This is a genomic window from Thermus hydrothermalis, from assembly GCF_022760925.1.
Taxonomy (GTDB): domain Bacteria; phylum Deinococcota; class Deinococci; order Deinococcales; family Thermaceae; genus Thermus; species Thermus hydrothermalis.
Map to the genome: position 1 here is coordinate 12,579 of NZ_JAKTNT010000017.1, position 25,912 is coordinate 38,490.

Sequence of the window (25,912 nt, forward strand, 5' to 3'; positions counted from 1 at the left end):
CACTATACCCGGCCTAGCCCTCCTCCGGGAGCCTGCTTCCTAGCCCAAAGGCCAGGGCATAAAGCCCCGCCGCCAGGAGGAAGAGGGTGGAAAAACCCGCCCTATCCGCCACCCATCCCCCGAGGACCGTGGAGAAGGCGAAGACCCCGGCCACGGTGTTGCCCAGGCCGATGAAGGCGCTCCGCTCCTCGGGCGGGGCCAGGTTCAGGAGGTAGGTGGTGGTGGCGAGGCTTAGGGCAGCCAGGTAGGCCCCTTGCAGGAGGAAGACGAGGCCGAAGAAGGAGGGGGATAGGAGGAGGGCGAAAAGGGGCGCAAGGAAGCCCAGGGCCGCCCCGGCCCTCAAGACCCCCTTGGACCCCCTCTCCGCAAGCCGCCCCCAAAGGAGGTTGGAGAGGGTAAAGGAGAGGGCATAAAGGGAGAGGTAAAGGCCAAGCTCCTTCCCCTGCCCGAGGGCGCGCACGGCGTAGACGGCGTAAAAGGGCTCGGCCATCCCGGCGAGGCCCAACACCACCCGCACCCGGAGGTAGCGGCGGAACCCGGGGTGAAGGAGGGGCGCCTTGAGGTCCAGCCGGGCCGTTTTGGGCGCCTCTACGGGCTCTTCCACCTGGCCGAAGAGGTGCCAGCCAAGCCCAAAGGAGAGGGCCCCCAGGCTGAAGAGGAGGGCGTAGGGCAGGGGAAAGGGCAGGGGAAGCGCCAGGATCTCCCGCACCAAAAACCCTGCCAGAAAGGCCAAGAGCCCCCCCACCAGGTTGCGGGCGGAGAAGAGGGCGGCCCGGCGCGCCTGGGGGACGGTCTTGGCCACCACCTCCCAAAAGGGAAGGCTAGAAACCCCGGTGAAGAGGGCGTTTAGGAGGAGGCCTAGGAGAAAACCGGCGAAAAGGAGCCCAGGCCAAGGTCCGAGGAGGAAGGCGGAAAGGGCCATGAGGACCACCCCCAAAAGCCTCAGGGCGGCCACCCTGCGGTAGAGGACGATCTTTTGGGGAAAGCGGGCCACGTAGGGGGCCAGGAAGGCCTGGGGCACCATCCCCCCCGCCTGGAGGAGGGCCGGGAGGAGGCCGATGAGGGCCCCCGGGGCCCCCAGCTTGGCGGCGAAACCGGAAAGGACGATGTTGGCGTTCAGGAAGGTGTCCCCGAGCCACACTAGCCAGCCGTTCACCACCGCCAGGCGGTAGTTCCGCTCGCGGAGGTCTAAGATGGGGAGGATGCTCCTTCTCCCTTCCCTTGGGCCCTTCCACATCCTGCACCCACGCTACAACGCGGCCACGGTTTTGGCCATGCTGGAGGAGGCGCAACCCGAGGCCGTTTACCTCGCCTCCCACTCGGAGGAGGCCTTGCGGGAGGGCTTGTGGCGGGAGGAAGATCCCCTCCTCTTCCACCTCCTCCCCTGGGCGGAGGAGCGGGGTATCCCCGTGGTGGCCCTGGACGCCGAGGCCCACCTCAAGGGGGAGGCCGAGGCCTTCCGGGAGGCCTTGGCCCAGCACCCCCTGGGGGCGCCCCACCTGGAGAGGATGCGGGCTTTTGACGAGGCCCTCCTGGACCTCCTCAAGACGCCCCTTTCCCCAGAGGTTTTGGGCAGCGAAGCCTTTCTTTCCCGCCTAAGGGAAGCCTACCAGGGTTTCGCCGAGGCCTTCGGGGAAGGCCCGGCCACGGGCTTCCGCAGGCGGCGCATGGAAGGGGTGCGGGCGGCCTTGGCGGGAAGGGAAGGGGCGGTGGTGGCGGAGCTTTTGGACTACGCCCTGCTTTCGCAGGCCTTCCCCCAGGCCCTTCCCAAGGCGCACGTCCCCACGGAGAAGGAGCGGGAGCGGGCCCTGTTGGACCGGGCTTGGCAGCTCCGGGAGGAGGACGACTGGGGGGCGCTTTTGGAAGGGCTCTTCGCCATAGGGAGCCCGGAGGCCCTCTACCTGGCGGCCCAGATCTACCTGGCGGCGGGGGAGTGGCGGGAGGCCCTGGGCCTCATGGAGGAGGTCTTCCGCATGGACTTTCAGCACCCCGGTTACCTCCCCGGCTACGTCCTGGCCCGCTTTGGGCAGCTTCTGGACCTGGCGGGGGAGCGGGACAGGGCCCTAAGGGCCTACCGGGGGGTTTTGGCCCTTTCCTATGCCCCGGAGGAGGCCCGGGCCATCGCCTTGGCGGGGTTGCGGAGCCCTTTCCGCTTGCAGTAGGGCATTTGTCCTGGGCGCGGGGGCCTATCCTTAGGGCATGGAGGTGGAACTCCGCCGCGCCCGCCACGCCCTTTACCTAAGGCTGGCAGCGGTCCACGCCGGGCCCTTGGGACCGGCCCTCTTGGGGCACCCCGAGCTCGCTTTTCGCTACGCTGAGGCCTACGCCGCCTGTGGCGGGGCGGAGGGGCTTCCCTGCCAGGGGGTGGGGGGGGAGCCCCGGGTCTGCGTGGTGCGGCGGCTGGAGCACCTGGCCTATAGCGCCCTCAGGGGGGGCCAAAAGCGGCGGGAGCAAGAAAGGGCCTTGGTGGAAGGGCTTCTCCGCTGCGTGGCCCACCTGAAGCGGGAGTTCCCCCCGGAGTTCTTGCCGGTCCTCGAGGCCACCCAAAGCTATTTGGAAAAGGACCTAAGCTATCTCCGGGGGGAGAGACCCCCGGAAGCGTGGTTGGAGGAGGTCAGAGCAGGTGGTACGCCTTCCCCAGAAGGAGCATGAGGGCCACGGTGGCGGCGGACAGGATGATGAGGATCAGCATGAAGAGGATGAAGCGCAGGTCAAAGGTTTCGCCTTCCGTGGTGAGGACCCGAGGGTTCAAAATCAGGTAGAAAAGCAGGGTGACCAGGGCAACTCCCAGGGCGAAAAGGACGATATAGACCATACTTCCCTCCCTTACCAGAGGCGGAAGAGCGCCTCCAAGCTTGGCCTCAAGTTTACCAGGCCTACCCCGTAGGTGGGAACCCCCCACGTGCGCCCCACCTCGCCCCAGTACGGGCCCTCCGCGAGGGGCAGGTCCACGGGCAAGGGGGGGCTTTCCCAAGGCCCGTAAACCCGCACCTCCCGGTAGGTGAAGCCCGTAGGGGCCTCCACGTGGAGCGCAAGGGGAGGCTCTTCCGCCTCCAGGGGCCTCCAACCCGAGGGGGTTTCCTTGCCGCCGGGAAAGGCCAGGCCGAGGCCTTCCCCGGGGAAAAGGAGGAGGAGGCGGTCGGGCCGGAAGCGGTCCAGAAGGTGGGCCAGGGGGGCGCGGGTGGGCCCCGTGAGGGGAAGCCCCTCCTGGGTGGGGGATAGGGGGGAGGGGTCCAGGGCGAGGAGGATGCGGCCGCGGAAGGCGAGGCCATTGAGGGCCTGGAGCACGGGAAGGGCCTCCGCGTAGGGGGCGTGGAGAAGGGTGGTGCTCCCGCCCCGGCCTCCCTCCAGGTAGGCGTAGAGGGTGCCGAACTCGTCCAGGCCCGCCCTAAGGTGGGCCGAGAGGACCTCGAGGTCCAAGGATAGCCGCTCCAGCAGGCCGGAAGCCATGCCCTCATGGTATCCTAAGCCCCGTGCGCTACCTGGTCCTCTCGGACATCCACGGGAACTGGCCCGCCCTGGAGGCTGTTTTGCAGGCGGCCCCCCCCTTTGACCGGGTGCTCTTCTTGGGGGATGCGGTGGGCTACTATCCCGACGGGGACCGGGTCCTGGACTGGCTTAAGGAGGTGGATGCCCTCTGCGTTTTGGGCAACCACGATGCCTGGCTCCTCGCCCTCAACCAGCTTCCCGTGGAGGGGGCGGTGATGGAGATCCTGGCCTGGCAGCGGGAACGGCTATCGGAGGCGCACCTGCGCTTTCTCGCTTCCTGGCCCTGGCAGCGGGAGGTGGAGGGGACGCTCCTCGTCCACGGTAGCCCCTGCGACCCCCTGGAATACCTGGACGAGCTGGAGCTCGCCCGGGAGGGCTTCCGCTGCACCGAGGCCCGCCTGGCCTTCCACGGCCACACCCACCTGGCCGGGGCCTTTTTGGAGCTTTCGGGGCCGCGTCCCTGGGTGCGCTACCAGGGTTTCGCCCAAGGGGGGGAGCTCCTTCTGCCCCCCACGGTGCGGGCCTTGGTCAACCCCGGCTCCGTGGGCCAGCCCCGCGACCGGGTGCCGGGAGCGGCCTTCGCCCTGTGGGAGGGGGACCGGGTGGAGTTCTTCCGCGTGGCCTACCCCTTGGAGCGGGTGGCCGAGCGCCTTAGGGAGGAGGGGTTTCCCGAGTGGCTCTACGCGCGCCTCACCCGGGGGGAATAATCGGCCACGAGGGCGTCCTGGCCCTCCTGCCCCGCCTTGCGGCCCACACCCTTCTCTTCTCCGGCCCAGAAGGGGTGGGAAGGCGGACCGTGGCCCGCTGGTACGCCCTGGGCCTCAACCGGGGTTTTCCCCCGCCCCCCCTGGCGGAGCACCCCGACCTTTTGGAGATCGGGCCCAAGGAGCGGGGCCTGAGGGGGGAGAAGGAGGTGCGGTTGGAGGAGGTGGAGCCCCTTTTCGCCTGGTTCGCCACCCACCCCCGGGAACGGGTGAAGGTGGCCATCCTGGACGCCGCCCACCTCCTCACGGAGGCGGCGGCCAACGCCCTTTTGAAGCTCCTGGAGGAGCCCCCTTCCTATGGGCGCCTCGTCCTCATCGCCCCCAGCCGGGACACCCTCCTCCCCACCCTGGCCAGCCGGGCCTTGGAGGTGCCCTTTGGCCCCGTGCCCGAGGAGAGGCTCCGCCGCCTCACGGAAGACCCCGAGCTCTTGGCCTACGCCGCTGGGGCCCCAGGCCGGCTTCTCAAGGCCCTGGCTGAGCCGGAGGCCCATAGGGCCCGGATGCAACGGGCCCGAGAGGCCCTTAAGGCGCCGCCTTTGGCCCGGCTTGGGCTTTTGAAGGAGCTCCTCTCGGAAGAAGAGGGGTTTTTCGCCCTCCATGCCCTCCTCCGGGAGAACCCCAGGGCCCTTTTGGCCCTGGAGTCCGCCCGCGAGGCCCTGGAGGGCTACGTGAACCCGGACCTGGTCCTGGCCCGCTTGGCCTTAGACTTAGAAACATGACCGTGGGCGTCCGCTTCCGCACCCCCCCTCTCCGCTACTTCGCCTTCCGGGGGGAGCCCCCGCCCCTGGAGGCCTACGTGGTGGTGCGCACCAATAGGGGCCTCGAGGTGGGCAAGGTGCGCACCCCCCCGAGGAAGGCCCGGGAAGAGGGGGAGGTGGTGCGCCTCGCCACCAAGGAGGACCTGGACAAGGCGGCGCGCCTTCGGGCCAAGGCGGAGGAGGTGGCCTTTTACCTCCGGGCCCGCCTCAAGGAGGAAGGGGTGGCGGCTAAGGTCCTGGGGTGCGACTTCACCCTAGACGGCCGCCATCTCCTCGTCCACTACGCCGCAGCGGAGCGGGTGAACCTGCGCCGCTTTACCCGGGAGCTCGCCGGGCGCTACGACGTCCGGGTGGAGTTCCTGGCGGAAGGCCCTAGGGAGGAGGCCCAGTACCTGGGGGCCCTCGGGGCCTGTGGCATGGAGTCCTGTTGCTCCACCTGGCTTCAGGGCTTCGCCCAGGTTTCCATCAAGCTCGCCCGGGACCAACAGCTTCCCCTTTCCCCGGAGAAGATCTCGGGGCCTTGCGGGAGGCTCCTTTGCTGCTTGGCCTACGAGCACCCCGTGTACCAGGAGCTCCTCGCCGAGCTTCCCAAGAAAAACGCCCGGGTCTGCACCAAGGCGGGGGTCTGCGGCAAGGTGCAGAAGGTGAACCCCCTGAAGGGCACGGTGGAGCTCTTGCTGGAAGAGGGGAAGAGCCTGGAGGTGGCCAAGGAGGACCTGGCATGAAGGCCTACCCCGTGGAAGGCCCCTTGCCCGCCTTCTACCACTACTACCCCGGCGTCCCCGCCGTGGTGGGGGTGCGGCTCGGGGAGAGGGTGAACTTCTGCCCCGCCGTGTGGAACACGGGCCTCTCCGCCGACCCGCCCCTCTTCGGGGTCGCCTTAAGCCCCAAGCGCTTCACCCATGGCCTCCTCCTTCAGGCCCGGCGCTTTTCCGCAAGCTTCCACCCCTACACCCAGGCCGCCTTGGTGCAATGGCTCGGGAGCGTGTCCGGCCGGGAAGTGGATAAGGGCGAGGCCCCCCACTTCCTGGGCCAGACCGGGGTGCCCATCCTGGAAGGGGCCTACGCTGCCTACGAGCTTTCGCTTTTAGAGGTCCACCCCTTCGGCGACCACGACCTTTTCGTGGGAAAGGTGGTGGCGGTGTGGGAGGAAGAGGCCCTTTTGGACGAAAGGAAGCGGCCTAAGCCCGGCCTTTCCCTCCTCTACTACGGCAAGGGGCTTTACGGCCGCCCCAGCGAGGAGGCCTTCACCCCTTGACCCAGGCCCAGGCCTTCGCGCAAAAGGTGCGCCGCCTGGCCCTGAACCGCCAGGCCACGGAGGCCCAGATCTTCCTGGAGGAGGGCTTCCTCTACCTCCGGGCCGATGGCTTCGCCCGCTTCGCCCAAGGCGAGGGGGCGGAGGCCCTTTTGGGCTTCGCCCTGACGGGGAAGGGGGTAGAGCTCCGCTTCGCCGACGGGAGCGCCCTTTCCCTCGCCTACCGGTTTGGGCGGCTTCGGAAGCGGGCCTACTTCTCGTAAGGCTTGCCCACCGAGGCCGGCGGGCGGCTTTTGCCGATGAAGCCCGCCAGGACCAGCACCGTGACCACGTAGGGGAAGGCCTGGACCAAGACGGCGGGGAGGATCTCCGTGCCCTGGAGCTGGATGGCCAGGGCGGAGGCGAAGCCAAAGAGGAGGGTGGAGAAGAGGATGCCCACGGGGTGCCACTTGCCGAAGATCATGGCCGCCAGGGCGATGAAGCCCATCCCCGCCGACATCCCCCGCACGAACTGGTTGAGGAAGCCGATGGCCAGGTAGGCCCCCGCAAGCCCCGCCAAGACCCCGGAGACCACCACCCCGATGTAGCGCATGCGGTACACGTTCACCCCCAGGGTGTCCGCGGCCTCGGGGTGCTCCCCCACGGCCCGGAGGCGTAGGCCAAAGGGGGTCTTGAAGAGGACCCACCAGGCCAAGGGCACCAGGAGGAAGGCCAGGTAGACCAAGGGGGAGAGGGCGAAGCCCTCGGGGCCCAGGAGGGGGAGGCGGTTTTGTACCTCCTTGGAGCTCGTGGCGTTGCCGTAGAAGTAGGTGAGGACCAGGCTCGGGGCCCCCGCCGCCAGGAGGTTGATGGCGGTGCCGCTGATGATCTGGTCCGCCCGGTAGCGGATGGAAACCACCCCGTGCACCAGGGCCACGAGCCCCCCCACGGCCATGGCGGCCAGAACCCCTACCCAGGGAAGCCAGGGGTGGGGCCCCGGGCCCAGGGCGGCCTCCAACCGCTCCACCACCACCGCCGCCGTGAGGGCCCCGAAGAGGATGATGCCCTCGAGGGCGATGTTCACCACCCCGCTCCGCTCGGAGAACATCCCCCCCAAGGCGGTGAAGAGGAGGGGGGTGGTTTGGCGCAGGGTGGAGAGGAGGAGGGCGGTGAGGAAGGCGGCGTCCAGGTTCACGCTTCCACCTCCTTCCTTTTGGCCTCTTCCCGGAGCTCCACCTCCGCCGCCCTCAGGGGATCGGTGAAGTAGCGGGGCAAAAAGCCCCCGGCGGCGATGAAGAGGACGATGAGGGCCTGCAACACGGACACCAGTTCCCGGCTGATGCCAAGCTGCAGGTTCACCTGAAGCCCCCCGGTGAGCAGGATGCCGAAAAGCCAGGCGGCAAGCCCCACCCCTAGGGGGGTGTTCTGGCCCATGAGGGCCACGGCGATGCCGTCAAACCCCACGGAGTAGGGGAGGGACTGCTTCAGGCGGTACTCGTCAATCCCCCCGCCCAGCACGTAGTGGGTGGCGGCAAGCCCCGCCAAGGCTCCTGCCAGGAACATGACGAGGACCATCTTCCTTCCCGCCAACACCCCCCCGTACTCCGCCGCCTTGGGGGCGAGGCCCAGGGCGCGAAGCTCATACCCTCCCACGGTGCGGAAGACGTAGAAGTGGAAGAAGAGGAGGGCCAAGAGGGCGAGGAGGAAGGCCCCGTTGAGCCGCACCGAGGTGAGGTCGGGGCCGAAGGCCACCTGCGGCCCGGGGAGAAGCCCCCCAAGGAGGTACCCCGCCACCCCCAGGAGGAGGGCGGAAAGCACCCGGTGGCCCAGGCTTTTCCGCACCAGCACGTAACCCAAAAGGCCGAGGAGAAGGGCCAAGGGCAGGGCGAAGGAGAGCTCCCCCCCCGGGGCCACCAACTCGGTCCAATGGGGGATGCGGGCCTCGGGGCGGATCTCGTAGCTCCTGGCCTCGTAGCCCGGGTATTTGAAGGGCAGATAGAGGGTCTGGCCGAAGAACTTGTACTCGTTGGCGGAGATGAGGAAGAGGAAGAGGCTTGCGGCGATGTAGTTCAGCATGATGGTGTTGATGACCTCGTGGGCGCCGAAGCGAGCCTTGAGCCAGCCCGGCAAAGCCCCCCAAAGCCCCCCGGCGAGGGCGGCGGCCAAGATGGCCAGGGGCAGGACGAGCCACCGGGGCCCCGGCAGGTACACCCCCACCAGCATGGCGGCGATGGCCCCCAGGATGAGTTGCCCCGGGGCCCCGATGTTGAAGAGCCCCCCCCGGAAGCCCAGGGCCACGGAGAGGCCGGTGAAGACGAGGGGGGTGGCCAGGAGGAGGCTTTGCAAAAAGCCGGAGGGGTTCACCAGGGGGCTATAGAGGAGCTGGTAGGTGTAGGTGATGAGGTCCAGCTTGAGCAGGAGGGCTTCCCTTAAGGAGCCCGCTTCTCCAGGGCTTTCCTTGAGCACCGCCACCATGACCCCGCCCAGGAGGGAGGCGAGGAGCAGGGAGAAAAGGGGCACCACCAGCCCCCGCCGGCGCACCAGGAAGGCGAGCCCTCCCGGGGAGAAGGTGCGGGCGAGGAGGAGGAGGTAAAGGCTATAGGCCAAGGTGGCGTAGCTCCCTAGGCCCAGGCTATAGCGGCGCAGGGGTCTTTCCGCCAGGCGGTTCGCCTCGGCCACGCTCCCTTGGAAGAGGAGGTAGGTGAGGAGGAAAAGCCCAAGCCCCAAGGCCCCCGCCAGGTAGAGCCCCTTGGGCCCCGCCTTGGTCCAGGGGAGGAGGAGCGTGAGGCCGAGCCAGGCCAGGGCCAGGTAAAAGACGGGGTAAAGCCAAAGGTCCCGGTAACCCTGGGGCAGGGTCCCTTGGGGCAGGTGGTGGCCGAAGGGGTTTAGGAGGATGCCTTCGCCGCCGAAGAGGCGGTGGGGTACGGCCCAAGGGGCCAGGTACCAAAGGAGGAGGGTGAAGACCCCTCCCAGGAGGACCAGGACCCCTAGGCGCTTCCGGTCCGTCAACACGCCCACGATTGTACCCCACCCGCCTGGGCGGAAGGTCCTTGGGATGCTAGACTTCCCTCGTGGCGGCCTTGCCCGAGGAGAAAGCCAAGCGGGTGCGGCGGATGTTTTCGGAGATCGCCCCCCGCTACGACCTCCTGAACCGGCTCCTTTCCCTGGGGGCGGACGTGCGCTGGCGGAGGCGGGCCGTGGCCCTGGCCCTGGAGAAGCGTCCCCGGCGCATCCTGGACCTGGCCACGGGCACGGGGGACCTGGCCCTCCTCCTGAAGGCCCAGGCCCCCGGGGTGGAGGTGGTGGGGGCGGACTTCGCCCCTCCCATGCTGGAGATTGCCCGGAAAAAGGCGCAGGGGCGGGGCCTCGAGGTGCGCTTCCTCGAGGCGGACGCCTTGGCCCTTCCCTTCCCCGAAGGCCATTTTGACGCCGTCACCATCGCCTTCGGCTTCCGCAACTTCGCCGACTACCGGAAAGCGCTCGCCGAAATCCACCGGGTCCTGGCCCCAGGGGGAAGGCTCGTCCTCTTGGAGTTCCCCCCGCCCCCCAAGGGGGCCTTTGGCCTCGTCTACCGCCTTTACTTCCAGAAGGCCCTCCCCTTCCTCGGGGGGCTCATCTCGGGGCACTTTGGGGCCTACCGCTACCTTCCGGAAAGCGTGGAGGCCTTCCCGCCCCCACAGGCCCTGAAGGCCCTGATGGAGGAGGCGGGGTTTGGGGTGCGCTACGAGCTCCTCACCTTCGGGGTGGCGGCCATCCACGTGGGCGACAAGCCCTAAAGCCCCGCCGCCCGCCTCAGGTCCTCGTCGCTCGGGATTTCCCCCTCCTTGAGCTTTCCCACCAGGAAGCGGGCCATCCGGCCCAGGGCGTCCCGCACCCGGCGCCACTCCTCCAGGGGTTTTCCCGTGGGGTCTTGGAAGGACACGTGGCGCTTTGCCGTGGGGGCGGGGTAGGCGGGGCAGGCCTCCTGGGCCTGGTCGCACACGGTGAGGACCAGGCCGAAGTTCCAGGGGTCCGGCACTTCCCAGAGGGTCTTGGAACGGTGGCCGGAGAGGTCCAGCCCCACCTCCGCCATGACCCGTTTGGCCTCCTCCTTCACGAAGGCCTTCTCCGTGCCGGCGGAGTGGACCTCGAGGTCCACCCCAAGCTCCCGGGCGTAATGGCGTAGCCACGCCTCCGCCATCTGGCTCCGGGCGGAGTTGTGGGTGCAAAGGACCAGGACCCGCATCCCTCTAAGCCTACCCCGCCCGCGTCAGGGGGCGGTCAGGAAAGCCGCCTTTCCAAGGCCTCCACCTTGTCCGCCAAGACCTTGAGGCCCTTCTGCCAAAACGCCGGGCTTTCCAGGTCAAAGCCGAAGCGGCGGCCGAGCTCCTCGGCGAAGTGCATCCCCGACTCGGCGAGGAGGGCCTCGTAGCGCTCGGCGAAGCCGGGGTCCTCCTTGGCGGCCTCGTAGACGGCGAGGCCGAAGAGGAGGCCGAAGGTGTAGGGGTAGTTGTAGAAATCGGCCCCGTAGTAGTGCCCCTTCACCGCCCACATGTAAGGGTGGCGGGTGGCCAGGGCTTCCCCATAGGCTTCTTCCTGGGCCTTGAGCATGAGCTCCTTGAATTCCCTTGGGGAAAGCTCCCGCTCCTTGCGCTTCTGGAAGACCCAGGACTCAAAGAGGAAGCGGCTATGGATGTCCACCACCACCTGGGCCGCCCCCTGCAGGTAGGCGTCCAGGATGAGGAGCCCCTCCTCGGGGGAAGCCTCCCTCAGGGCCGCCTCCACCACCAGGGTCTCGTTCATGATGCTGGCGGTTTCCGCCAGGGTCATGGGCACCTCCCGTAGGCTTGCGGGGGCTTGGGCCAGGGCGAAGTTGTGGTAGGCGTGGCCGAGCTCGTGGGCCAAGGTGGAGACCGACTCAAAGCTCTCCTCGTAGTTGGCGAGGATGAGGCTCTTGCCGCCTCCCCTCGGCATGCAGTAGGCCCCGCCCACCTTGCCCTTCCGGGGGAGGAGGTCCATCCAGCGCTCGGCGAAGGCGGCCTCCGCCACCTGGGCGGCGCCCGGGGAGAAGGCGGCGAGCTTTTCCCGGATGAAGCGCCGGGCCTCCTCGAGGGTCCAGCGCCTGCCCTCCCCGATGGGGGCGAAGAGGTCCCACCAGTCCAGGCGCTCCTTGCCCAAGGCCTTGGCCTTCAGGTGGAAGTAGCGGCGGAAAAGGGGAAGGGCCTCCCGCACCGCTTCCTGCAGGGCCGAAAGGGTCTTGCGGCGGATGCGGTTGCGGAGGAGGGTGGGCTCGAGGTCGTCCTTGTACCCCCGGCGGCGGTGGAGCACTGAGGCTTCCCCCTTGACCCCGTTGAGGGCGTAGGTGATGGGCACCTCGTGGGCCTCCCAGGCCTTGAGCTCCGCCTCGTAGGCTTTCCTTCGCACCGCCTCCTCGGGGTGGAAGTAGAGGTTGCGCACCTTGGTGATGGGAAGCTCCTCCCCGTCCACCACCGCCGTGATCTGGCTCGTGAGGCTTTCGTGGAGCTTGGCCCAGGCCTGCCGCCCCGAGAGGCTAAGCTCAGCGGCCAGCGTTTCCTCCCCCTCCGGCATCATGTGGAGGGCCTCCTCCTTGGCCTCCACCACCAGGATGCGGTAGGGTCCGGCCTCCTCAGGGTCCTGCAGGGCCAGATAGCGGGTGAGGCGGGGCCTTAGGCGCTGGAAGTCCAAAAAGCACATCTCCAGCTCGGAGAGCTTGGCCAAGGCGGCCTCGTCCTGGGTGTCGGCGGTGAAGCGGGCGTAGAGGTAGGCCCAAAGGGGGGTGGCCTCCTCCTGAAGGGCGTCCAGGGCGGCCAGGACCTCGGCCAGGGGTGCTTCCCTTTCCAGGAGTTCCTTAAGGCGGCCAATGCGCCCCCTTATTCCCTCCCAGGCCCGCCGGAACTCGGGGCTTTCCAGGCCAGGGAAGAGGGGGGTTAGGTCCCAGGTGGTCTCCGTCATGCCCCCACTATACCTGACCCGTGGGTCAGCGCCCTGCGCTCAAGGCCAAGGTGCTTCCCCTGGTTTACTGGGAAGGCCATGCGTTTCCTGGGCATTGGCGGAAAGGCCGGATGAGGGTTGTCCGCACCAGATTGCGTTTCAAAGGTCTTCCGCGGCTTCACAAAATGGGCCTCCGGAGGACGTATCCGGAGGCCCGCGCACAGCCAACCTAGCGGAACGTCAGTACGGGCAAGCCTGCCTGGTGACCTTTTGCGCAGCCCACCTTCCTGTAAAGTTTTGGCCTTGATAGGAGGTAGCGGTGTAATCCCCCGTGGCGCTCTCCTGGCTAAAGGTGCCCGTGATCCGCAAGGTTCCTCCCGGCAGACTCACCGTGGAGGTGAACCGGTTGCCGTTTAGCGACCTGGTCACCTCTACTTGGTACCCCCCTTCTAGATGCAGGGAGCCCTGGATGAGGTTCCCAGTTTGGGTAACCTGTACGCAAAACGGACCCGTTTCCGGCGTTGACGCCACGGTATAGGTTCCTTCCCACGTGCCCGCCACGTTTGGTGTGGAACCCCCGTTTGCCCCGCCTCCCACCTGTTCCCCACAGGCAACCAAGAGAAGGGCAAAGCCGGCCAGAAAAGCATACGCCATACGTTTCATACACCTGGCTCCTTTCTTGGGGTTCAAAGACCCCGGGCTTCATTTTGCCAGAAATCCCTTTGGGAAGCTTGGATGGTCCTATGGTATAGACTGAGGTCATGGAAGGCTTCCCGGTTGTCGTGCGGGTGGACGTCCGCTTCCGCGATCTAGACCCCTTAGGCCACGTGAACAACGCCGTTTTCCTCTCCTACATGGAGCTCGCCCGCATCCGCTATTTCCAAAACATCTCCCCCGACTGGCTCCAGGAGGGGCACTTCGTGGTGGCCCGCATGGAGGTGGACTACCTGAAGCCCATCTTCCTGGAGGACGAGGTCCTGGTGGGGGTGCGGGCGGTGGGGATGGGCCGCTCTAGCCTGCTTATGGAGCACCTGATCACCGCCAACGGGGTGCCCGCCGCTCAAGGGGTGGGGGTTTTGGTCTGGCTGGAGGGCGGGAAGCCAGCCCCCCTGCCCGAGGAGGTGCGCCGGAGGATTGAGGCCCTCGAGGGCCGCCCCCTAGCCCCGTAGCACCGCCACCGTCACCCCGTGCCCCCCCTCGTGCGGGGGGGCATCGGCGAAGCTTTCCACCCGCTTGTCCCGCCTTAGGGCCTCGCGGATGGCCTGGCGCAGGGCTCCCGTGCCCTTGCCGTGGAGGAGGCGCACCGTGGAAAGCCCCAGGGCCCTGGCCTCCTCCAGGGCCTGGTCCACCTCGAGGAGGGCCTCCTCCACCGTGAGGCCCCGCAAGTCCACCTCCTTGACCTCCCGCTTGGGCTTGGCGAGGAGGGGCTTGGGGGCTTCCCCTTCCGGCACCGCCTTGAGCTCCTTGGCCTTCAGGCTCATCTTCAGGGGCCCCACCTGGACCAAGGCTTCCTCGCCCCGCACCTCCACCACCCGGCCCCGCTTGCCCAAGGCGGGCACCTCCACCAGAACCCCAGGGGAAAGCCCCGGCGGGGGCGGGGGAGGGGGGGTCTTTTTGGCGTAGCGGGCCTTGAGCTCCATGAGTTCCCGTAGGGCGTCCCGCTTGCTCTCGGTCCTCGCCTTTTCCCGGATGGCCTTGAGCTCCGCCTCCACCGCCAGAAGCCTTTCCCGCACCTCGGCCTCCAGGGCCTTAAGGCGCGCCTCCCGCTCCTTTTGGTAGTCGGCCTCCCGCCTTTCCAGCTCCCGCTTTAGGGCCTCGGCCTGGGCAAGCGCTTCCTCTAGGCGGCGCTTTTCCTCCTCCAGGCGGAGCCTTTCCCCTTCAAGCCTCTCAAGAAGCGTTTCCAGCCTTCCCCCCTCGGGCAGGATGGCCTCGGCCCGCCGGAGCACCGCCTCGGGCAGGGAGAGCCTTCGGGCGATGGCCAAGGCGTAGCTCCGCCCCGGCACCCCCAGGACGAGCTCGTAGGTGGGGCGGAGGGCCTCGAGGTCAAAGCGCATGGAGGCGTTCTGGATGCCCTCCCGCCCCTGGGCGAAGGCCTTGAGGGGGGAGAGGTGGGTGGTGACCATCCCCTTGACCCCCCGTTCCAAGAGGGCCTCCAGGATGGCCTGGGAAAGGGCCGCTCCCTCCTCGGGGTCGGTGCCGCTCCCGAGCTCGTCTATGAGGACGAGGCTACTGGGCGTGGCCTCCTCCAGCATCTCCTTGAGCCGCTTGAGGTGCCCGGCGAAGGTGGAGAGGCTTTCCTGCAGGGACTGCTCGTCCCCAATATCGGCATAGACCCGGTCGGGCCAGGCGAGGAGGGCCCTCCTGGCCCCCACGAAAAGCCCCGCCTGGGCCATGAGGACCGCCAGGCCCAGGGTCTTGAGGAGGGCGGTCTTCCCCCCCATGTTGGGGCCGGAGATAAGGATGAGGCGGGTCCCTTCGTCCAGGGCAAAGGAGTTTCTCACCGGGTTTGGGATGAGGGGGTGGAAGGCCTCCACGAGCTCGTAGCGCTCGCCGAACCGGGGGCGGGCAAGGCCCAGGTCCTTGGCCAGGGCGGCCTGGGCCTGGACAAGGTCCAAAAGGGCCAGGGCCTTCAGGGTTCCCGGCACCCCTTCGTCCTCCGCTAGGCGCTCGGAGAGCTCCCGCAGGATGCGGTTCACCTCCTCCTCCTCCTTGAGCCTCAGGGCCTGGAGGCGGTTATTGAGCTTCACCACGGAAAGGGGCTCTATGAAGAGGGTGGCCCCGGACTCGGACTCGTCCAGGAGGATGCCGGGCACCTTCTGGGCGAAGCCCGCCTTTACCGGCACGCAGTACCGGTCCCGGCGCAGGGTGACGAAGCGGTCCTGGAAGGCCTCCCGGTGGCGGTCCATGAGGGCGTAGAGGCGGTCCAGAATCTCCTGGCGCAGGGGCCTAAGCTCCCGGCGGATCTGGAGGAGGTGGGGGCTCGCCTCGTCCTTTACGGCGCCTTCCTCGTCCAGGGCCCGCTTCACCCGCTCCAGGAAGGGGGTGTGGTCGCCAATGCCCTCGGCCACCTGGCTCAGGGCGTTCTTTAAGGGGAGGAGTTCCCTTCTCAGGGCCATGGCCCCTTCCAGGGCCTGGGCGGCCCTTAGGAGCTCAGGCCCCGTGAGCCGGCCCCCGGAGAGGGCCTTTTGGTAGGCCTCCCTCAGGGCCCCCGCTTCCGGAAGGGCGTAAGGGTAGCTTTGCGCCTCCTGGGTGAGCTGGTGGCGGCGTTCCGCCTCCTCCCGGGAAAGGGGGGCGAGAGCTAGGGCGAGCTCCCTCCCCAAGGGGGTCTTGGCCCTCTCCGCCAAGAGGGCCCGCACGCGGGGAAACTCCAGGACCTCGAGGACGTCCCGCACAAAGGAAAAGTATACCCAAAGAGGGTGGGTTAGCGCTTAAGGAGGCGGAAAAGGGTGTAGGCCGCTTGCCCTCCAGGGCCCGCCACCACCTTGAGCCAGGCCCCGATCCGGCCAAGCCGGCCCAGGGGAAGGAGGGAAAGGAGCAGGAAGACGCCCTCCACCACCTTTTTCCGCTCCTCGGGGGGAAGGTTTTGCCAGCGCGCCCACATCCCCTTTAGCCCCCCTTTGGAGCTTCCCTTAGGAGGGGCCCAGGGCCTTTTGCGGGGCTTGGGCATCTTGGCCATCCCCCTCATTCTAGGGGTTGGAAGAGGAGGTAGGAGGCCTCCACTTCCCCTTCCACCTCGCTTTCGGTCAGGAGGTCCACCCCCCGGGGCAAGGCCAGCCGGGCGCCCTCGGGGGCGAAAAAGGCCCAGACCTCCTCACCCCCATACCGCCTCCGGAAGGCCAGGACCCCCTTGGGGGCGGGAAGGGGTAAAAGGCCTCCTTGGCGCAGGGCGGGGTGGCGCTTCTTAAGGGCGACGAGCCGCTTCAGGAAGGCCTGGATCTCCCGGTTCCAAAGCCCCTCGTCCCAAGGGAAGGGGGCGCGGCAGTAGGGGTCGCCCCGCCAGAGGCCATAGGGGTTGGGCTGGGAAAGCCCCACCTCGTCCCCGTAGTAGATGGCGGGGCTTCCCGGGAAGGCGAAGAGGAGGGCGTAGGCCAGCTTGAAGCGCTCCACGTCCCCCCTAAGCCGCCAAAGGGCCCGGGGGATGTCGTGGGAGGAAACGAAGGTGTACATGGCGTGGCGCACCTGGAGGGGCAGGGCCTGGTAGTGATCCAGGAGGGTCCTAAGGGCATCCTCCGCTTCCACCACCACCGCCCGGCCGTGCACGTCCCGCCCCGAAAGCCATTCCATCACCGGGTGGGCGAAGCCGGCGTAGTGCATGGCCCCGTCCAGGGTGTGGGCCTTGAGGGTGGGGGTGGTGTCGTAGGAGAGCTCCCCCAGGACCAAGGCGTCCTCCCGTTCCTCCTTGGCCGCCCGGGCCAGGGCCCTTAGCCACCGGGCGTTCTTGCGGTTGGTGCCCCCTTCCCCGATGGAGTGGGCCACGTCCAGCCGCCAGCCGTGGGCGAGGCGGAGCCAGTGGCGGATGGGGGCTTTGGGGCTATAGACGAAGCGCTCCTGGGTGAGGGGGGAGGCGTAGTCCAGTTTGGGCATGTGGCCGAGGCCAAAGAAGCTGGCGTAGGTGCCGTCGGGGTAGAAGGTGAACATGCCCCTTTCTGGGGCCTCGGGGTTTTCCAGGGCCTTTCGGAACCAAGGGTGGGTGGCCCCCACGTGGTTGTAGACCCCGTCCAGGATTAGCTTCATGCCCCGGGCTTCCAAGGCTTGGTAAAGGGCCCGCAAGGCCTCTTCCCCGCCCAGGTGGGGGTCCACCTCCAGGTAGTTCTCGGTATCGTAGCGGTGGCTACTGGGGCTTCGGAAGATGGGGGTGAGGTAGAGGACCTCCACGCCCAGCGCCTCGAGGTAGGGGAGGGCCTCCAAGACCCCATAGAGGTCCCCCCCGTAGAACTCCCAGGCACCCTCCTCCCCCGGGGGCTCGTGCCAGGCCTTCTTCCGGATGGGCTTCCCCCCGTAACGCCACGCCCCCTCCTTGGGGGCAAGCTCCGGCCGGCCCTGGCGGAAGCGGTCGGGGAAGATCTGGTAGTAGACCGCCCCCAGGGCCCAGGCGGGGGGCAAGGGCCCCGCCAGGAGGTGGAAGAAGCGGTCGTAGCGGGGAAGGCCCTTTTCCAGGCCGTGGCTCCCCAAGTACCCCTCGGGCAAGCGAAAGCAGTAGCGAAAGGGGCTTGTGTGCACGTAGACCTTGGCCTTCAGGCCCCCTTCCCAAGGCGTCAAGGGCTTTTCGTGAAGCTCCCCGTCCTTCTCAAAGAGGAGAAGCCCTTCCTTCGCCGGGGTTTCCAGGAAAAGCTCCACCTCTTCCCCCAGGTCCGGGAAAGGAGGGTGGACGTGTTCCAGGTCGTGGCGGTTCATTCCTTCACCGCTCCCGCCGTGTAGCCGGAAACGAAGTACTGCTGGAAGCCGTAGAAGAGGAAGAGGATGGGCAAGGAGCCCAGGACGCTCGCCGCAGCGAAGATGCCCCATTTGGTCTGGAACTGCCCCGTGGTGAAGCTCCTAAGCCCCACGCCCACGTTCCAGCTCTCCACCCCCGTGAGCACCAGGTTGGCCAGGACGAACTCCGAGTAGGTGCCCACGAACTGGAGGAGGAAGATGAAGACGAACATGGGGGCGGAAAGGGGGAGGAGGATCTTCGTGAAGACCTGCCACCGCGTGGCCCCGTCCACCATGGCGGCCTCCTCGAGGCTTGGGCTGATGCTCTCCAGGTAGCCCTTGTACACCCAGGTGCCGAAGCTGATGATCCCCCCGGAGTAGGCCAGCACCAGGCCGGTGAAGGTGTTCAGGAGGTCCAGCCGGGAAAGCAGGTAGTAGATGGCCACCAGGGCCAAGAACCCCGGGAACATCTGCACGAAGATGAAGAAGAGGAGCAGAGGGTAGCGCCCGGGCAGGTGGCGGAAGCGGGCGAAGGCGTAGCCGGCGGTGGCGGTGAGGAGGACCGCCAAAAGCCCCGTGAGCCCGGAGATGAGGAAGGTGTTCCGCACCCAAAGGAGGAACTTGGTTTCCGTCCCCTGCCCGGTGAACTGCTTGGGGGAGAGGAAGAGGGCGAGGAGGAAGACGAAAAGGGCCAGGGCGAAGAGGAGCCGGCTTTGCCAGAAATCCATCCATTCCGCTTCCGGTAAGAGGCGGCGGAGGAGGCCGATTAGGGCCACCCCGAGAAGGGAAAGCCCCGCCAGGAGGAGAAGCCCCACCTGGTACGGGTAAAGGACCACGCCCTGGACCAAGGCGGCGTAGTTTTCCCAGGAGGGCTCGGGCAGGTAGGGGATCACCTTGGCGTCCAGGAGGAGAAAGCCCGTGTTCGGTCTGCGGAAGCTGAAGAGGTTGTTGGTGGGGTCAAAGCTCGCCGCCACCACCTGGACCACGGGGTAGTAGACGAGGAGGATGAGGACCCAGAGGAAAAGGTGGGTAACCCCTTGCCAGAAAAGGGGCCAGGGGCTCCGCTTTCGCCCCTGGAGGCGGTTGGCGAGGGCGGTGTAGAGGAGGCTATAAAGGAGGAGCAAAACCACGAGGCCCAAAAGTCCCAAGAGGGCGTAGGCCCACCCGTAGGGCACGAAGACGCTGCCAAAGGCCACCTGCTTGCGGTAAGACCCCTCGTCAAAGAGGCGGTGGGCCGCAAACCAGTAGGCCCCGTAGAGGGCCAAGCCGGTGAGGAGAAACCCGAGAAGCCGCCGCATCTACCGTACCTCCCTTAGCGCCCCCGTGAGGCGGAAGTTCACCAGGCTGATGGCCACGGTGATGGCGAAGATGAGGAGGCTAATGGCCGCCCCCAGGCCGTAGGCCGACTGCCCTTCGGCGCTAAAGGCCGTCTTGTAGGCCCAGGAGATGAGGATGTCCGTGGCCTGGGCCGTGGCCATCCTTCCCTCCTGGGCGGGACCGCCCCCCGTGAGGAGGTAGATGATGTAGAAGTTGTTGAAGTTGAAGGCGAAGGAGGAGAGCAGGATGGGCACCATGGGCTTTTCCAGAAGGGGCAGGGTGATGCCCCAAAGGGCCTGCCAGGGGGTGGCCCCGTCCACTTTGGCCGCCTCGTAAAGCTCGTCGGGGATGGTGGAGAGGGCGCCCAAGGTGGCGGTCATCATGTAGGGGAAGCCCAGCCAAAGGTTCACCAGGAGGATGGCCACCTTGGCCCAGTCGGGGTCGTTGAGCCAGGGGATGGGGTAGACGCCCAGGACCCCGAGAAGCCGGTTGATGGCCCCGAAGTTGTAGTTCAAAAGGGCTACCCAGACCTGCACGGTGATGACCCCGGGCAGGGCCCAGGAGACGATGAGGACCGTGCGGTAGAAGTTGCGAAGCTTTAGGCCCTTGTTGTTCAGGACAAGGCCCAGGATGAGCCCAAGGAGGGCGTTCAAAACCACGGTGCTCCCGGCGAAAATCACGTTCCACACGAAGACCGGCAGGAGGGCTTGGCTCGCTTGGGAAAAGATGAAGGCGAAGTTCCTTAGGCCCACGAAGCGGAAGGCGTTCACCTTGGCCACGAACTCCGCCCGGAAGGGAGGGGTGCGGTCCAGGACCAGGGTGTTCCCCTCCGCCTCCAGGATCCGCGCCCGCCCCCGGTGCCCATCGGCGTAGACCTCCACGGGCTCGCCCTGGCAGGGGTCGCAGCGGAGGGCCTCGGCCACAGGGGCTTCCAGAACGAGCCTCTGGCCTTCCTGCTCCAGCACCCGGGTTTCCGTGGAACGGTCGGGGAAGCCGTTTTTCTGCCCCGAGTAGTCCGTGAAGGCCAGGTAGACCGTGAGGCCGATGGGGTAGAGGGTGAAGACCAAAAGGAAGGAGAGGGCGGGCAGGAAGTAATACCAGTCGGAAAGCCAGGGGAAGAGTCGCCCCAAGACCACGGCCCCCGGCAGGAGGACCAGGAGGGCCAAGGCCAGGATGGTCCAGCCCGGGGGGGCCAGGTAGGCCTCGAGGGCCAGGTACCCCAGAATTCCGACCCCCGTGGCCAGGAGGAGGAGGCCCAAAAGGAGCCCTAGGGCCAGGAGGAAACCTTTTAGACCCGGTGGGTGTTTCATGGCTAAAAGATACCCCCCACGGGGGAGGATGGTCCCGTGGGGGGCGGGCATGGATCCTTACTTGCCGATGGCCTTCTTGATCTCGGCCACCATGTCCTCCACGATCTTCTTCACGTTGGCGTCGGGCCGCTGGATGGCCAGGCTAATGGCGTTCCCCCAGGGGCCCCAGACCTTGCCCATCTCGGGGATGTTGGGCATGGGGGTGCCCAGGGCGAAGACCTTGGAGAAGCCGGCCACCACCGGGTCTTTCTCCAGGGTCTTGGCGGCGCTCTTGGACACGGGGATGCGCCCACCCGCCCGGTTGAAGGAGACCAGGTTCTTGCCGGTGATCAGGGTCTTGGCGAAGTTGACGGCGGCGGTCTTGTTCTTGGAGTAGGCGTTCACCACCACGCCCTGGACCCCAAGGAAGGGCCCCCAGGGGTTCTTGGCCCCGGGCGGGGTGGGGAAGGGGGCGATGCCGAAGTCAATCTTGGCCTTCTTGTAGTCTCCAAGCGCCCAAGGCCCGTTGATGATCATGGCCAAAGCCCCGTCCTTGAAGGCCCCATCCGCCACGCCGTAGTCCACCCCTTCGGGCACGAGGTTGTAGCGGAAGCGGAGGTCCTTGATGAATTGGAGCGCCTTCTCCCCCACCTCACCCCCGATGAGGAGCCTGCTCGGGTCCAGGTTGCCCTTAGCGTCCTTGCCGAAGACGTTATCCGCTCCAAAGGCCTTGAAGAAGCCAAAGTTGAAGTAGGGGTCGCCGATGTTGTAAAGGAAGCCGAAGGTGGAGCCGGTGGTGAGCTTTTGCGCCAGGCTCAAGAACTCTTCCCAGGTCTTGGGGGCTTCCTTCACGTACTTCTTGTTGTAGATGAGGGCCACGCTCTCGGCGAAGGCGGGCAGGCCCATGAGCTTGCCCCCAAAGGTGAAGGCCTCCACCGCCACGGGTTGCAGGTCAGCGAGGTAGCTTTGCGTCACGTACTTGCCCATGGGCTCCAGCACCCCCGCCTGGGCCATCTCCCCGAGCCAGTCGTGGGGGATGGAGACCAAAAGGTCCGCCGCTTGCCCTTGGGGGGCGCCCAGGATGAACTTCTGCTTGATATCCCCGAAGGGGACCTCCACCACCTCCACCTTGGTGCCGGAGGTCTTCTCAAAGGCCTGGGCTTGGGCCTTGAGCCATTCCAGTTCGGGGCCGCCAAAGTGGGTCCAGACCTTGATCTTCCCCTGGGCCAGGGCCAGGGAGAGTCCGAGGGCCAAAACCGCCAAAAGCTTCCTCATAATCCCACCTCCGGGCGCGTGGTAGCGTTTCCGCTAAAGGTTTTGTCCGCGCCCTCCACTTCAAGCATACTCCTTTGGGGAGGGGCGCAAGTCCCTAATGGAGGGCCCTGAGCACCTCAAAGGCGATGAGGGCCAGGATGGCCACCTCCACCGCCTGGGTGCGCAGGTGGGCCACCTCCTCCGTCACCATGGCGTAGGTGGCCTCGAGGACCCTGAGCTTTTCCTCCACGCTCCTTTCCAGCTCGTGGGCCCCGTAGAGCTCCAAAGCGGCGCGGTAAATCTTGGCGTAGAAGAGGTCCTCCGTGATGCGGAGCGCCCCCTCCATGCGCGCCCGCACGTCGGCGATCTCCGCATGGCGGGCCATGAGGCGGCGCCTTAGGCGCTGCAGTTTGCCGTAGCCCCAAAGCCCCCGGTGCTTGAGTACCTCGGGCACCGCCTCCAGCTCCTCCGTCAGCACCCGGTCGTAGTAGGAGAGCTCCAAAAGCTGGGCGTGGACGAACTCCACCAGGTCCGCCACGTCCCAGATGCCCTCCGAGTCCAGGATGAGCACCCGGTCAAAGCCCAGGAGGGCCAGGTCCTCCGTGGAGTAGCTGTAGCGGTAGCGCTCCATCTCCCGGCGCACCTCGGGGGCGAACTCCTCCTGGGCGCCCATCCAGAGGGGGGTGAGGTCCACGGGCGGCTCGTGGGCCTTGGCCCCCTCGAGGCCCAGGGCGTGGTAGACGGCGAACTCCTCGGAAAGCCGCTTTTCCTCGGGGCGGAGGAGGGCTCCTTGCAGGTAGGGCTCAAGGGCGGCGAGCTCCGCCAGGAAAAAGCCATCCCAGAAGGGAAGCTCGGGGATCTTGAGCCCCTTTTCCAAAAAGACCTCCCAGGGCACCCGCTCCCCCAGGTGGATGCGGAAGGAAAGGGAAACCACCCCGAACTCGTAAAGCCGGGCGGCAAGGAGGCCGGAAAGCCCCTCCACGCTCCTCACACCAAGCTCCACCTCCGCCGGGGGGTTTTGGAAGCGCACCGCCCCAAGCCGGGCCCGGGAGAGGCGGAGCCGGGGGGTGGAGAGCCGGGAGAGGTCTATCTCGTCCGCCAGGTCAAAGAGGCGGTAGAGGGCGATGTGGGGGGAAAGGAGGTTCATTCCAGCTTGGAAACCTCCCTGGGGGGTGGCCCCTCCTTGTACGCTTCCAGAAGGGCTTTAAGGGCCTTTCCCCGGTGGGAGTAGCGGGCCTTTTCCTCCGGATCCATCTCGGCGAAGGTCTTCCCCGCCTCGGGGACGTAGAAGAGGGGGTCGTAGCCGAAGCCCTTCTCCCCCCTGGGGGCTTCCAGGATGTACCCCTCCACGCTCCCCTCGTAGGCCTCCGCATGCCCGTCGGGATAGGCCAGGACCAGGACGGCCACGAAGCGGGCCTTGCGCTCCTCCCCCTTCAGGTGGCGCATCCTTTCCAGGAGGTAGACGTTCCGCTCCCGGTCGGTTTCCTTGCCCCCGTAGCGGGCGGAGTAGACCCCCGGTTCTCCACCCAGGGCGTAGACCTCGAGGCCCGAGTCGTCCGCCAAGGCGGGAAGCCCCGTGGCCTTGGCCACGTGGGCGGCCTTGAGGAGGGCGTTGTCCAGGAAGGTGGCCCCTTCCTCCTTGGGCATGCGCAAGGGGAAGTCGGCCAAGGAGAGGAGGGTCCAGCCCAAGGGGGCAAGCCCCTCCTTAAGCTCCCGCACCTTGCCGGGGTTGGAGGTGGCGAGGACGAGGCGCATCCTTTTCAGGATACTCCCTTTAGGGCGGCCACCACCTCCTCGGGGGCGTCCAAGAGGGTGAGGAGGTGGTAGTCCTTGGGGTCTATGGCCCCCTGCTCCTTCAAGAAGGCCATCCAGGAAAGAAGGCCCTGCCAGTAGGCCCGGTCCAGGGCGAAGACGGGAAAAGGGTGGACCTTTTCCGTCTGGATGAGGACCAAGACCTCGGAAAGCTCGTCCAGGGTGCCAAACCCCCCGGGCAGGAAAACGAAGGCGTGGGCGTAGCGCACGAAAAGCACCTTGCGCACGAAGAAGTAGCGCAAGGAGAGGGCGTGGGTCTGGTAGGGATTGGGCTTTTGCTCGTGGGGGAGCTCTATGTTGAGCCCCACGCTCACCCCTCCCGCCTCGTAGGCCCCCCGGTTCACCGCCTCCATCACCCCGGGCCCGCCCCCCGTGACCACCCCGTAGCCCGCCTCGGCCAGGGCCTTCCCCAGGCGGTAGCCGAGGGCGTAGGCGGGGTGGTCCTCGCCGAAGCGGGCGGAGCCGAAGACGGAGACCAAGGGCACCTCAATCTCCGAAAGCGTTTCAAAGCCCTCCACGAACTCCGCCAGGATGCGGAAAAGCCGCCAGGCGTCCTCGTGGTGGAGCTGGTCTATGAGGGGTTTCTTGGGCATGGCTTTATCCTAAAGCTCTTCTAAGCTTACCCGGTAGAGGGTTTCCACCCTTTCCCCAAGCCGCTCCGCCAAGGCCTTGTAGCTTTCCGGGTCCCCGGTGACGTAATGGACCACCCTTCCCTGGCCTTCCGGGTTCAGAAGCCCCGCTTGGGCTAGGGCCTCCGCCACCTTCCTGGCCGTGGCCTCCGCGGAGTCAATGAGCTTTACCCCGGGGAGGACCTTCTCCAGGGTGCCTTTGAGGAAGGGGTAGTGGGTGCAGCCCAGGATCAGGGCCTCGAGGTCCTTGGGGGCTTCCTCCAGGTAGTGCCGGGCCACCAGGAGGGCCACGGGGTCGTCCCAAAGCCCCTCCTCCACCAAGGGGACGAAGAGGGGGCAGGCCTTGGCCCAGGCGAGGGGCAGGTACCGCCCGTAGGCCCCGCTTTCCACCGTGGCTTGGGTGCCGATGAGGCCCACCTTCCCGTAGCCCCGCGCCACCTCCGCCGCCGGCTCCAGCACCCCGAAGACGGGGACGGAAAGGTCCTCGGCCAGGTCGGGAAGCGCGGCGGAGCTTGCCGTGTTGCAGGCCACCACCAGGGCCTTCACCCCTTGCCGGAGCAGGAAGCCCGCTATCTCCCAGGCGAAGCGGCGCACCATGGGAAGGGGCTTGCCCCCGTAGGGCACGCGGGCGGTGTCGCCGAAGTACAGAAAATCCTCCCGGGGAAGGGCTTGCCGCAGCGCCTTGAGCACCGTGAGCCCGCCCACCCCCGAGTCAAAGACGCCGATGGGGGCCTTGGGGTCCTTCACGGCCCGCCATCATACCTGGACGGGGGAAGGGGGGTGCTATACTATCAGGGTTGCCCCGGAGGGGGCGGGTACAAAGGAGGTGCGCAAGTTGCGGCTGGTCACGTCCGAGTCGGTCACGGAAGGGCACCCGGATAAGCTGGCGGACCGGATCTCCGACGCCATCCTGGACGCCCTCATCGCCCAGGACAAGAAGGCCCGGGTGGCGGCGGAGACTTTGGTCACCACCGGGCTCGTTTTCGTGGCGGGGGAGATCACCACGGAAGGCTACGTGGACATCCCCAACCTGGTGCGCAAGACGGTGCGCGAGGTGGGGTACACCCGGGCCAAGTACGGCTTTGACGCGGACACCTGTGCCGTGCTCACCGCCATTGACGAGCAGTCCCCGGACATCGCCGGGGGGGTCAACCTCTCCTACGAGTGGCGGGTGCTGAAGTCCACGGACCCCTTGGACCGCACCGGGGCGGGGGACCAGGGGCTCATGTTCGGGTACGCCACCGACGAGACCCCCGAGCTCATGCCCCTCCCCATCACCCTGGCTCACCGCCTCACCATGCGGCTTGCGGAGGTGCGGAAGACCGGGCTCCTCCCCTACCTGCGCCCCGACGGCAAGGCCCAGGTCACCGTGGTCTACGAGGGGGACAAGCCCCTTTACGTGAAGACCGTGGTGGTTTCCGCCCAGCACTCCCCCGAGGTGGAGCAGGAGCAGCTTAGGGAGGACCTGATCCGCGAGGTGGTGCGCCAGGCCATCCCTCCGGAGTACCTGAAGGAGGGGGAAACGGAGTACCTCATCAACCCCTCGGGCCGCTTCATCCTGGGGGGCCCCCACGCCGACACCGGCCTCACCGGGCGCAAGATCATCGTGGACACCTACGGGGGGGCGGTGCCCCACGGGGGCGGGGCCTTCAGCGGCAAGGACCCCACCAAGGTGGACCGTTCCGCCAGCTACTACGCCCGCTACATGGCCAAGAACATCGTGGCGGCGGGGCTTGCCCGGAAGGCCTTGGTGGAGCTCGCCTACGCCATCGGCAAGGCCCGGCCGGTTTCCCTAAGGGTGGAAACCTTTGGCACCGGCATTTTGCCCGACGAGAAGCTCACGGAGATCGCCAAGAAGGTCTTTGACCCGAGGCCCTTGGCCATCATTGAGGAGCTGGACCTCCTCAGGCCCATCTACACCCCCACGAGCGCCTACGGCCACTTCGGCCGCGCCGGCTTCCCCTGGGAGGAGACGGACCGGGTGGAGGCTTTGCGGCGGGAAGCGGGCCTTTAGGCGTTGCCT

The 25,912-nt window shown here is 67.1% G+C and carries 27 protein-coding genes; 10 read left to right on the forward strand and 17 right to left on the reverse strand.

Features of this window, described 5'->3' with window-relative positions; all coding sequences use genetic code 11:
• Positions 1 to 13: 13 nt before the first annotated feature.
• Positions 14 to 1,237: an MFS transporter gene (locus L0C60_RS10355; RefSeq protein WP_243092732.1), complete on the reverse strand. Its 1,224-nt coding sequence runs from the start codon at positions 1,235 to 1,237 to the stop codon at positions 14 to 16.
• Here L0C60_RS10355 and L0C60_RS10360 point away from each other — a divergent pair.
• A complete protein-coding gene (locus tag L0C60_RS10360; RefSeq protein WP_243092733.1) occupies positions 1,194 to 2,162 on the forward strand; it encodes a hypothetical protein in 969 nt (322 codons plus the stop codon). The genes L0C60_RS10355 and L0C60_RS10360 overlap by 44 nt on opposite strands.
• A 37-nt stretch (positions 2,163 to 2,199) precedes the next feature.
• Positions 2,200 to 2,652, forward strand: a complete 453-nt coding sequence (locus tag L0C60_RS10365; RefSeq protein ID WP_234506977.1) for a hypothetical protein — start codon at positions 2,200 to 2,202, stop codon at positions 2,650 to 2,652.
• Here the strand turns inward: L0C60_RS10365 and L0C60_RS10370 are convergent.
• Both L0C60_RS10370 and L0C60_RS10375 read right to left on the reverse strand, forming a co-directional pair.
• A complete protein-coding gene (locus tag L0C60_RS10370; protein ID WP_234506979.1) occupies positions 2,615 to 2,815 on the reverse strand; it encodes a hypothetical protein in 201 nt (66 codons plus the stop codon). The two genes, L0C60_RS10365 and L0C60_RS10370, sit on opposite strands and share 38 nt — an antisense overlap.
• An 11-nt stretch (positions 2,816 to 2,826) precedes the next feature.
• A complete protein-coding gene (locus L0C60_RS10375) occupies positions 2,827 to 3,450 on the reverse strand; it encodes a hypothetical protein (RefSeq protein WP_234506981.1) in 624 nt (207 codons plus the stop codon).
• A gap of 23 nt (positions 3,451 to 3,473) precedes the next feature.
• Here L0C60_RS10375 and L0C60_RS10380 point away from each other — a divergent pair, with 23 nt between their 5' ends.
• From L0C60_RS10380 to L0C60_RS10400, 5 genes are read left to right on the forward strand one after another with little or no spacing between them, the layout of a single operon-like run.
• Positions 3,474 to 4,196 (forward strand): metallophosphoesterase family protein, encoded by a 723-nt coding sequence (locus L0C60_RS10380; protein WP_234506984.1) that lies wholly within the window; start codon positions 3,474 to 3,476, stop codon positions 4,194 to 4,196.
• A complete protein-coding gene (locus L0C60_RS10385; protein ID WP_234506985.1) occupies positions 4,163 to 4,972 on the forward strand; it encodes a DNA polymerase III subunit delta' in 810 nt (269 codons plus the stop codon). Before L0C60_RS10380 ends, L0C60_RS10385 begins: the two co-directional genes overlap by 34 nt.
• Positions 4,969 to 5,736 (forward strand): PSP1 domain-containing protein, encoded by a 768-nt coding sequence (locus L0C60_RS10390; RefSeq protein WP_234506987.1) that lies wholly within the window; start codon positions 4,969 to 4,971, stop codon positions 5,734 to 5,736. The genes L0C60_RS10385 and L0C60_RS10390 overlap by 4 nt, the downstream gene beginning before the upstream one ends.
• The gene (locus L0C60_RS10395; RefSeq protein WP_234506988.1) at positions 5,733 to 6,269 is read left to right on the forward strand and encodes a flavin reductase family protein; all 537 of its coding nucleotides are present in this window, start codon (positions 5,733 to 5,735) and stop codon (positions 6,267 to 6,269) included. Before L0C60_RS10390 ends, L0C60_RS10395 begins: the two co-directional genes overlap by 4 nt.
• Positions 6,266 to 6,529 carry a hypothetical protein gene (locus L0C60_RS10400; RefSeq protein WP_234506990.1) on the forward strand — a complete coding sequence of 88 codons (264 nt, stop codon included), beginning with the start codon at positions 6,266 to 6,268 and terminating at the stop codon, positions 6,527 to 6,529. Before L0C60_RS10395 ends, L0C60_RS10400 begins: the two co-directional genes overlap by 4 nt.
• Here the strand turns inward: L0C60_RS10400 and L0C60_RS10405 are convergent.
• Both L0C60_RS10405 and L0C60_RS10410 read right to left on the reverse strand, forming a co-directional pair.
• The gene (locus L0C60_RS10405; RefSeq protein WP_234506992.1) at positions 6,517 to 7,440 is read right to left on the reverse strand and encodes an ABC transporter permease; all 924 of its coding nucleotides are present in this window, start codon (positions 7,438 to 7,440) and stop codon (positions 6,517 to 6,519) included. The two genes, L0C60_RS10400 and L0C60_RS10405, sit on opposite strands and share 13 nt — an antisense overlap.
• Positions 7,437 to 9,257 carry an ABC transporter permease gene (locus L0C60_RS10410; RefSeq protein ID WP_234506994.1) on the reverse strand — a complete coding sequence of 607 codons (1,821 nt, stop codon included), beginning with the start codon at positions 9,255 to 9,257 and terminating at the stop codon, positions 7,437 to 7,439. Before L0C60_RS10410 ends, L0C60_RS10405 begins: the two co-directional genes overlap by 4 nt.
• Before the next feature lie 59 nt (positions 9,258 to 9,316).
• On the opposite strand from L0C60_RS10410, the gene ubiE reads away from it, so the two are divergent.
• On the forward strand, positions 9,317 to 10,021 hold the full coding sequence (ubiE, locus tag L0C60_RS10415) for a bifunctional demethylmenaquinone methyltransferase/2-methoxy-6-polyprenyl-1,4-benzoquinol methylase UbiE (protein WP_326491132.1): 705 nt from the start codon (positions 9,317 to 9,319) through the stop codon (positions 10,019 to 10,021).
• Here ubiE and L0C60_RS10420 read toward each other — a convergent pair.
• A complete protein-coding gene (locus L0C60_RS10420; protein WP_234506997.1) occupies positions 10,018 to 10,470 on the reverse strand; it encodes an arsenate reductase ArsC in 453 nt (150 codons plus the stop codon). The two genes, ubiE and L0C60_RS10420, sit on opposite strands and share 4 nt — an antisense overlap.
• A gap of 35 nt (positions 10,471 to 10,505) precedes the next feature.
• Positions 10,506 to 12,197 carry a M3 family oligoendopeptidase gene (locus tag L0C60_RS10425; RefSeq protein WP_234506999.1) on the reverse strand — a complete coding sequence of 564 codons (1,692 nt, stop codon included), beginning with the start codon at positions 12,195 to 12,197 and terminating at the stop codon, positions 10,506 to 10,508.
• Positions 12,198 to 12,937: 740 nt separating this feature from the next.
• Here L0C60_RS10425 and L0C60_RS10430 point away from each other — a divergent pair.
• Positions 12,938 to 13,345, forward strand: a complete 408-nt coding sequence (locus L0C60_RS10430) for an acyl-CoA thioesterase (RefSeq protein WP_243092734.1) — start codon at positions 12,938 to 12,940, stop codon at positions 13,343 to 13,345.
• Here the strand turns inward: L0C60_RS10430 and L0C60_RS10435 are convergent.
• The 10 genes from L0C60_RS10435 to murI all read right to left on the reverse strand — a co-directional run bounded on the left by L0C60_RS10435 (position 13,334) and on the right by murI (position 24,636).
• The gene (locus tag L0C60_RS10435) at positions 13,334 to 15,568 is read right to left on the reverse strand and encodes an endonuclease MutS2 (RefSeq protein WP_234507003.1); all 2,235 of its coding nucleotides are present in this window, start codon (positions 15,566 to 15,568) and stop codon (positions 13,334 to 13,336) included. The two genes, L0C60_RS10430 and L0C60_RS10435, sit on opposite strands and share 12 nt — an antisense overlap.
• A 29-nt stretch (positions 15,569 to 15,597) precedes the next feature.
• On the reverse strand, positions 15,598 to 15,852 hold the full coding sequence (locus L0C60_RS10440) for a hypothetical protein (RefSeq protein WP_234507005.1): 255 nt from the start codon (positions 15,850 to 15,852) through the stop codon (positions 15,598 to 15,600).
• A 5-nt stretch (positions 15,853 to 15,857) separates the two neighbouring features.
• Positions 15,858 to 17,570 (reverse strand): glycoside hydrolase family 13 protein, encoded by a 1,713-nt coding sequence (locus L0C60_RS10445; RefSeq protein WP_234507008.1) that lies wholly within the window; start codon positions 17,568 to 17,570, stop codon positions 15,858 to 15,860.
• A complete protein-coding gene (locus tag L0C60_RS10450) occupies positions 17,567 to 18,886 on the reverse strand; it encodes a sugar ABC transporter permease (RefSeq protein ID WP_234507011.1) in 1,320 nt (439 codons plus the stop codon). Before L0C60_RS10450 ends, L0C60_RS10445 begins: the two co-directional genes overlap by 4 nt.
• The gene (locus L0C60_RS10455) at positions 18,887 to 20,215 is read right to left on the reverse strand and encodes an ABC transporter permease subunit (protein ID WP_234507012.1); all 1,329 of its coding nucleotides are present in this window, start codon (positions 20,213 to 20,215) and stop codon (positions 18,887 to 18,889) included. It lies immediately after the preceding gene.
• A 57-nt stretch (positions 20,216 to 20,272) separates the two neighbouring features.
• Positions 20,273 to 21,469: a sugar ABC transporter substrate-binding protein gene (locus tag L0C60_RS10460; protein WP_234507014.1), complete on the reverse strand. Its 1,197-nt coding sequence runs from the start codon at positions 21,467 to 21,469 to the stop codon at positions 20,273 to 20,275.
• A 94-nt stretch (positions 21,470 to 21,563) separates the two neighbouring features.
• On the reverse strand, positions 21,564 to 22,595 hold the full coding sequence (locus L0C60_RS10465) for a hypothetical protein (RefSeq protein WP_234507016.1): 1,032 nt from the start codon (positions 22,593 to 22,595) through the stop codon (positions 21,564 to 21,566).
• Positions 22,592 to 23,203 (reverse strand): XTP/dITP diphosphatase, encoded by a 612-nt coding sequence (locus L0C60_RS10470; RefSeq protein ID WP_234507018.1) that lies wholly within the window; start codon positions 23,201 to 23,203, stop codon positions 22,592 to 22,594. The genes L0C60_RS10465 and L0C60_RS10470 overlap by 4 nt, the downstream gene beginning before the upstream one ends.
• Before the next feature lie 5 nt (positions 23,204 to 23,208).
• Complete coding sequence (locus L0C60_RS10475) at positions 23,209 to 23,853, reverse strand: LOG family protein (protein WP_234507020.1); 645 nt, start codon at positions 23,851 to 23,853, stop codon at positions 23,209 to 23,211.
• Positions 23,854 to 23,862: 9 nt separating this feature from the next.
• Entirely contained in the window at positions 23,863 to 24,636 is a 774-nt protein-coding gene (murI, locus tag L0C60_RS10480) for a glutamate racemase (RefSeq protein ID WP_234507021.1), read from the reverse strand.
• A gap of 88 nt (positions 24,637 to 24,724) precedes the next feature.
• Between murI and metK the strand changes: the two genes are divergently transcribed.
• On the forward strand, positions 24,725 to 25,903 hold the full coding sequence (gene metK / locus L0C60_RS10485) for a methionine adenosyltransferase (RefSeq protein ID WP_234507183.1): 1,179 nt from the start codon (positions 24,725 to 24,727) through the stop codon (positions 25,901 to 25,903).
• Positions 25,904 to 25,912 lie beyond the last annotated feature (9 nt).

Excerpts from the sequence above, each read along its gene's own strand:
- L0C60_RS10360 (WP_243092733.1), top strand. The coding sequence starts at position 1,194 with ATGGGGAGGATGCTCCTTCTCCCTTCCCTTGGGCCCTTCCACATCCTG.
- L0C60_RS10355 (WP_243092732.1), bottom strand. The coding sequence starts at position 1,237 with ATGTGGAAGGGCCCAAGGGAAGGGAGAAGGAGCATCCTCCCCATCTTA.
- L0C60_RS10365 (WP_234506977.1), top strand. The coding sequence starts at position 2,200 with ATGGAGGTGGAACTCCGCCGCGCCCGCCACGCCCTTTACCTAAGGCTG.
- L0C60_RS10370 (WP_234506979.1), bottom strand. The coding sequence starts at position 2,815 with ATGGTCTATATCGTCCTTTTCGCCCTGGGAGTTGCCCTGGTCACCCTG.
- L0C60_RS10375 (WP_234506981.1), bottom strand. The coding sequence starts at position 3,450 with ATGGCTTCCGGCCTGCTGGAGCGGCTATCCTTGGACCTCGAGGTCCTC.
- L0C60_RS10390 (WP_234506987.1), top strand. The coding sequence starts at position 4,969 with ATGACCGTGGGCGTCCGCTTCCGCACCCCCCCTCTCCGCTACTTCGCC.
- L0C60_RS10395 (WP_234506988.1), top strand. The coding sequence starts at position 5,733 with ATGAAGGCCTACCCCGTGGAAGGCCCCTTGCCCGCCTTCTACCACTAC.
- L0C60_RS10420 (WP_234506997.1), bottom strand. The coding sequence starts at position 10,470 with ATGCGGGTCCTGGTCCTTTGCACCCACAACTCCGCCCGGAGCCAGATG.
- L0C60_RS10425 (WP_234506999.1), bottom strand. The coding sequence starts at position 12,197 with ATGACGGAGACCACCTGGGACCTAACCCCCCTCTTCCCTGGCCTGGAA.
- L0C60_RS10430 (WP_243092734.1), top strand. The coding sequence starts at position 12,938 with ATGGAAGGCTTCCCGGTTGTCGTGCGGGTGGACGTCCGCTTCCGCGAT.
- L0C60_RS10440 (WP_234507005.1), bottom strand. The coding sequence starts at position 15,852 with ATGGCCAAGATGCCCAAGCCCCGCAAAAGGCCCTGGGCCCCTCCTAAG.
- L0C60_RS10445 (WP_234507008.1), bottom strand. The coding sequence starts at position 17,570 with ATGAACCGCCACGACCTGGAACACGTCCACCCTCCTTTCCCGGACCTG.
- L0C60_RS10450 (WP_234507011.1), bottom strand. The coding sequence starts at position 18,886 with ATGCGGCGGCTTCTCGGGTTTCTCCTCACCGGCTTGGCCCTCTACGGG.
- L0C60_RS10455 (WP_234507012.1), bottom strand. The coding sequence starts at position 20,215 with ATGAAACACCCACCGGGTCTAAAAGGTTTCCTCCTGGCCCTAGGGCTC.
- L0C60_RS10460 (WP_234507014.1), bottom strand. The coding sequence starts at position 21,469 with ATGAGGAAGCTTTTGGCGGTTTTGGCCCTCGGACTCTCCCTGGCCCTG.
- L0C60_RS10465 (WP_234507016.1), bottom strand. The coding sequence starts at position 22,595 with ATGAACCTCCTTTCCCCCCACATCGCCCTCTACCGCCTCTTTGACCTG.
- L0C60_RS10470 (WP_234507018.1), bottom strand. The coding sequence starts at position 23,203 with ATGCGCCTCGTCCTCGCCACCTCCAACCCCGGCAAGGTGCGGGAGCTT.
- L0C60_RS10475 (WP_234507020.1), bottom strand. The coding sequence starts at position 23,853 with ATGCCCAAGAAACCCCTCATAGACCAGCTCCACCACGAGGACGCCTGG.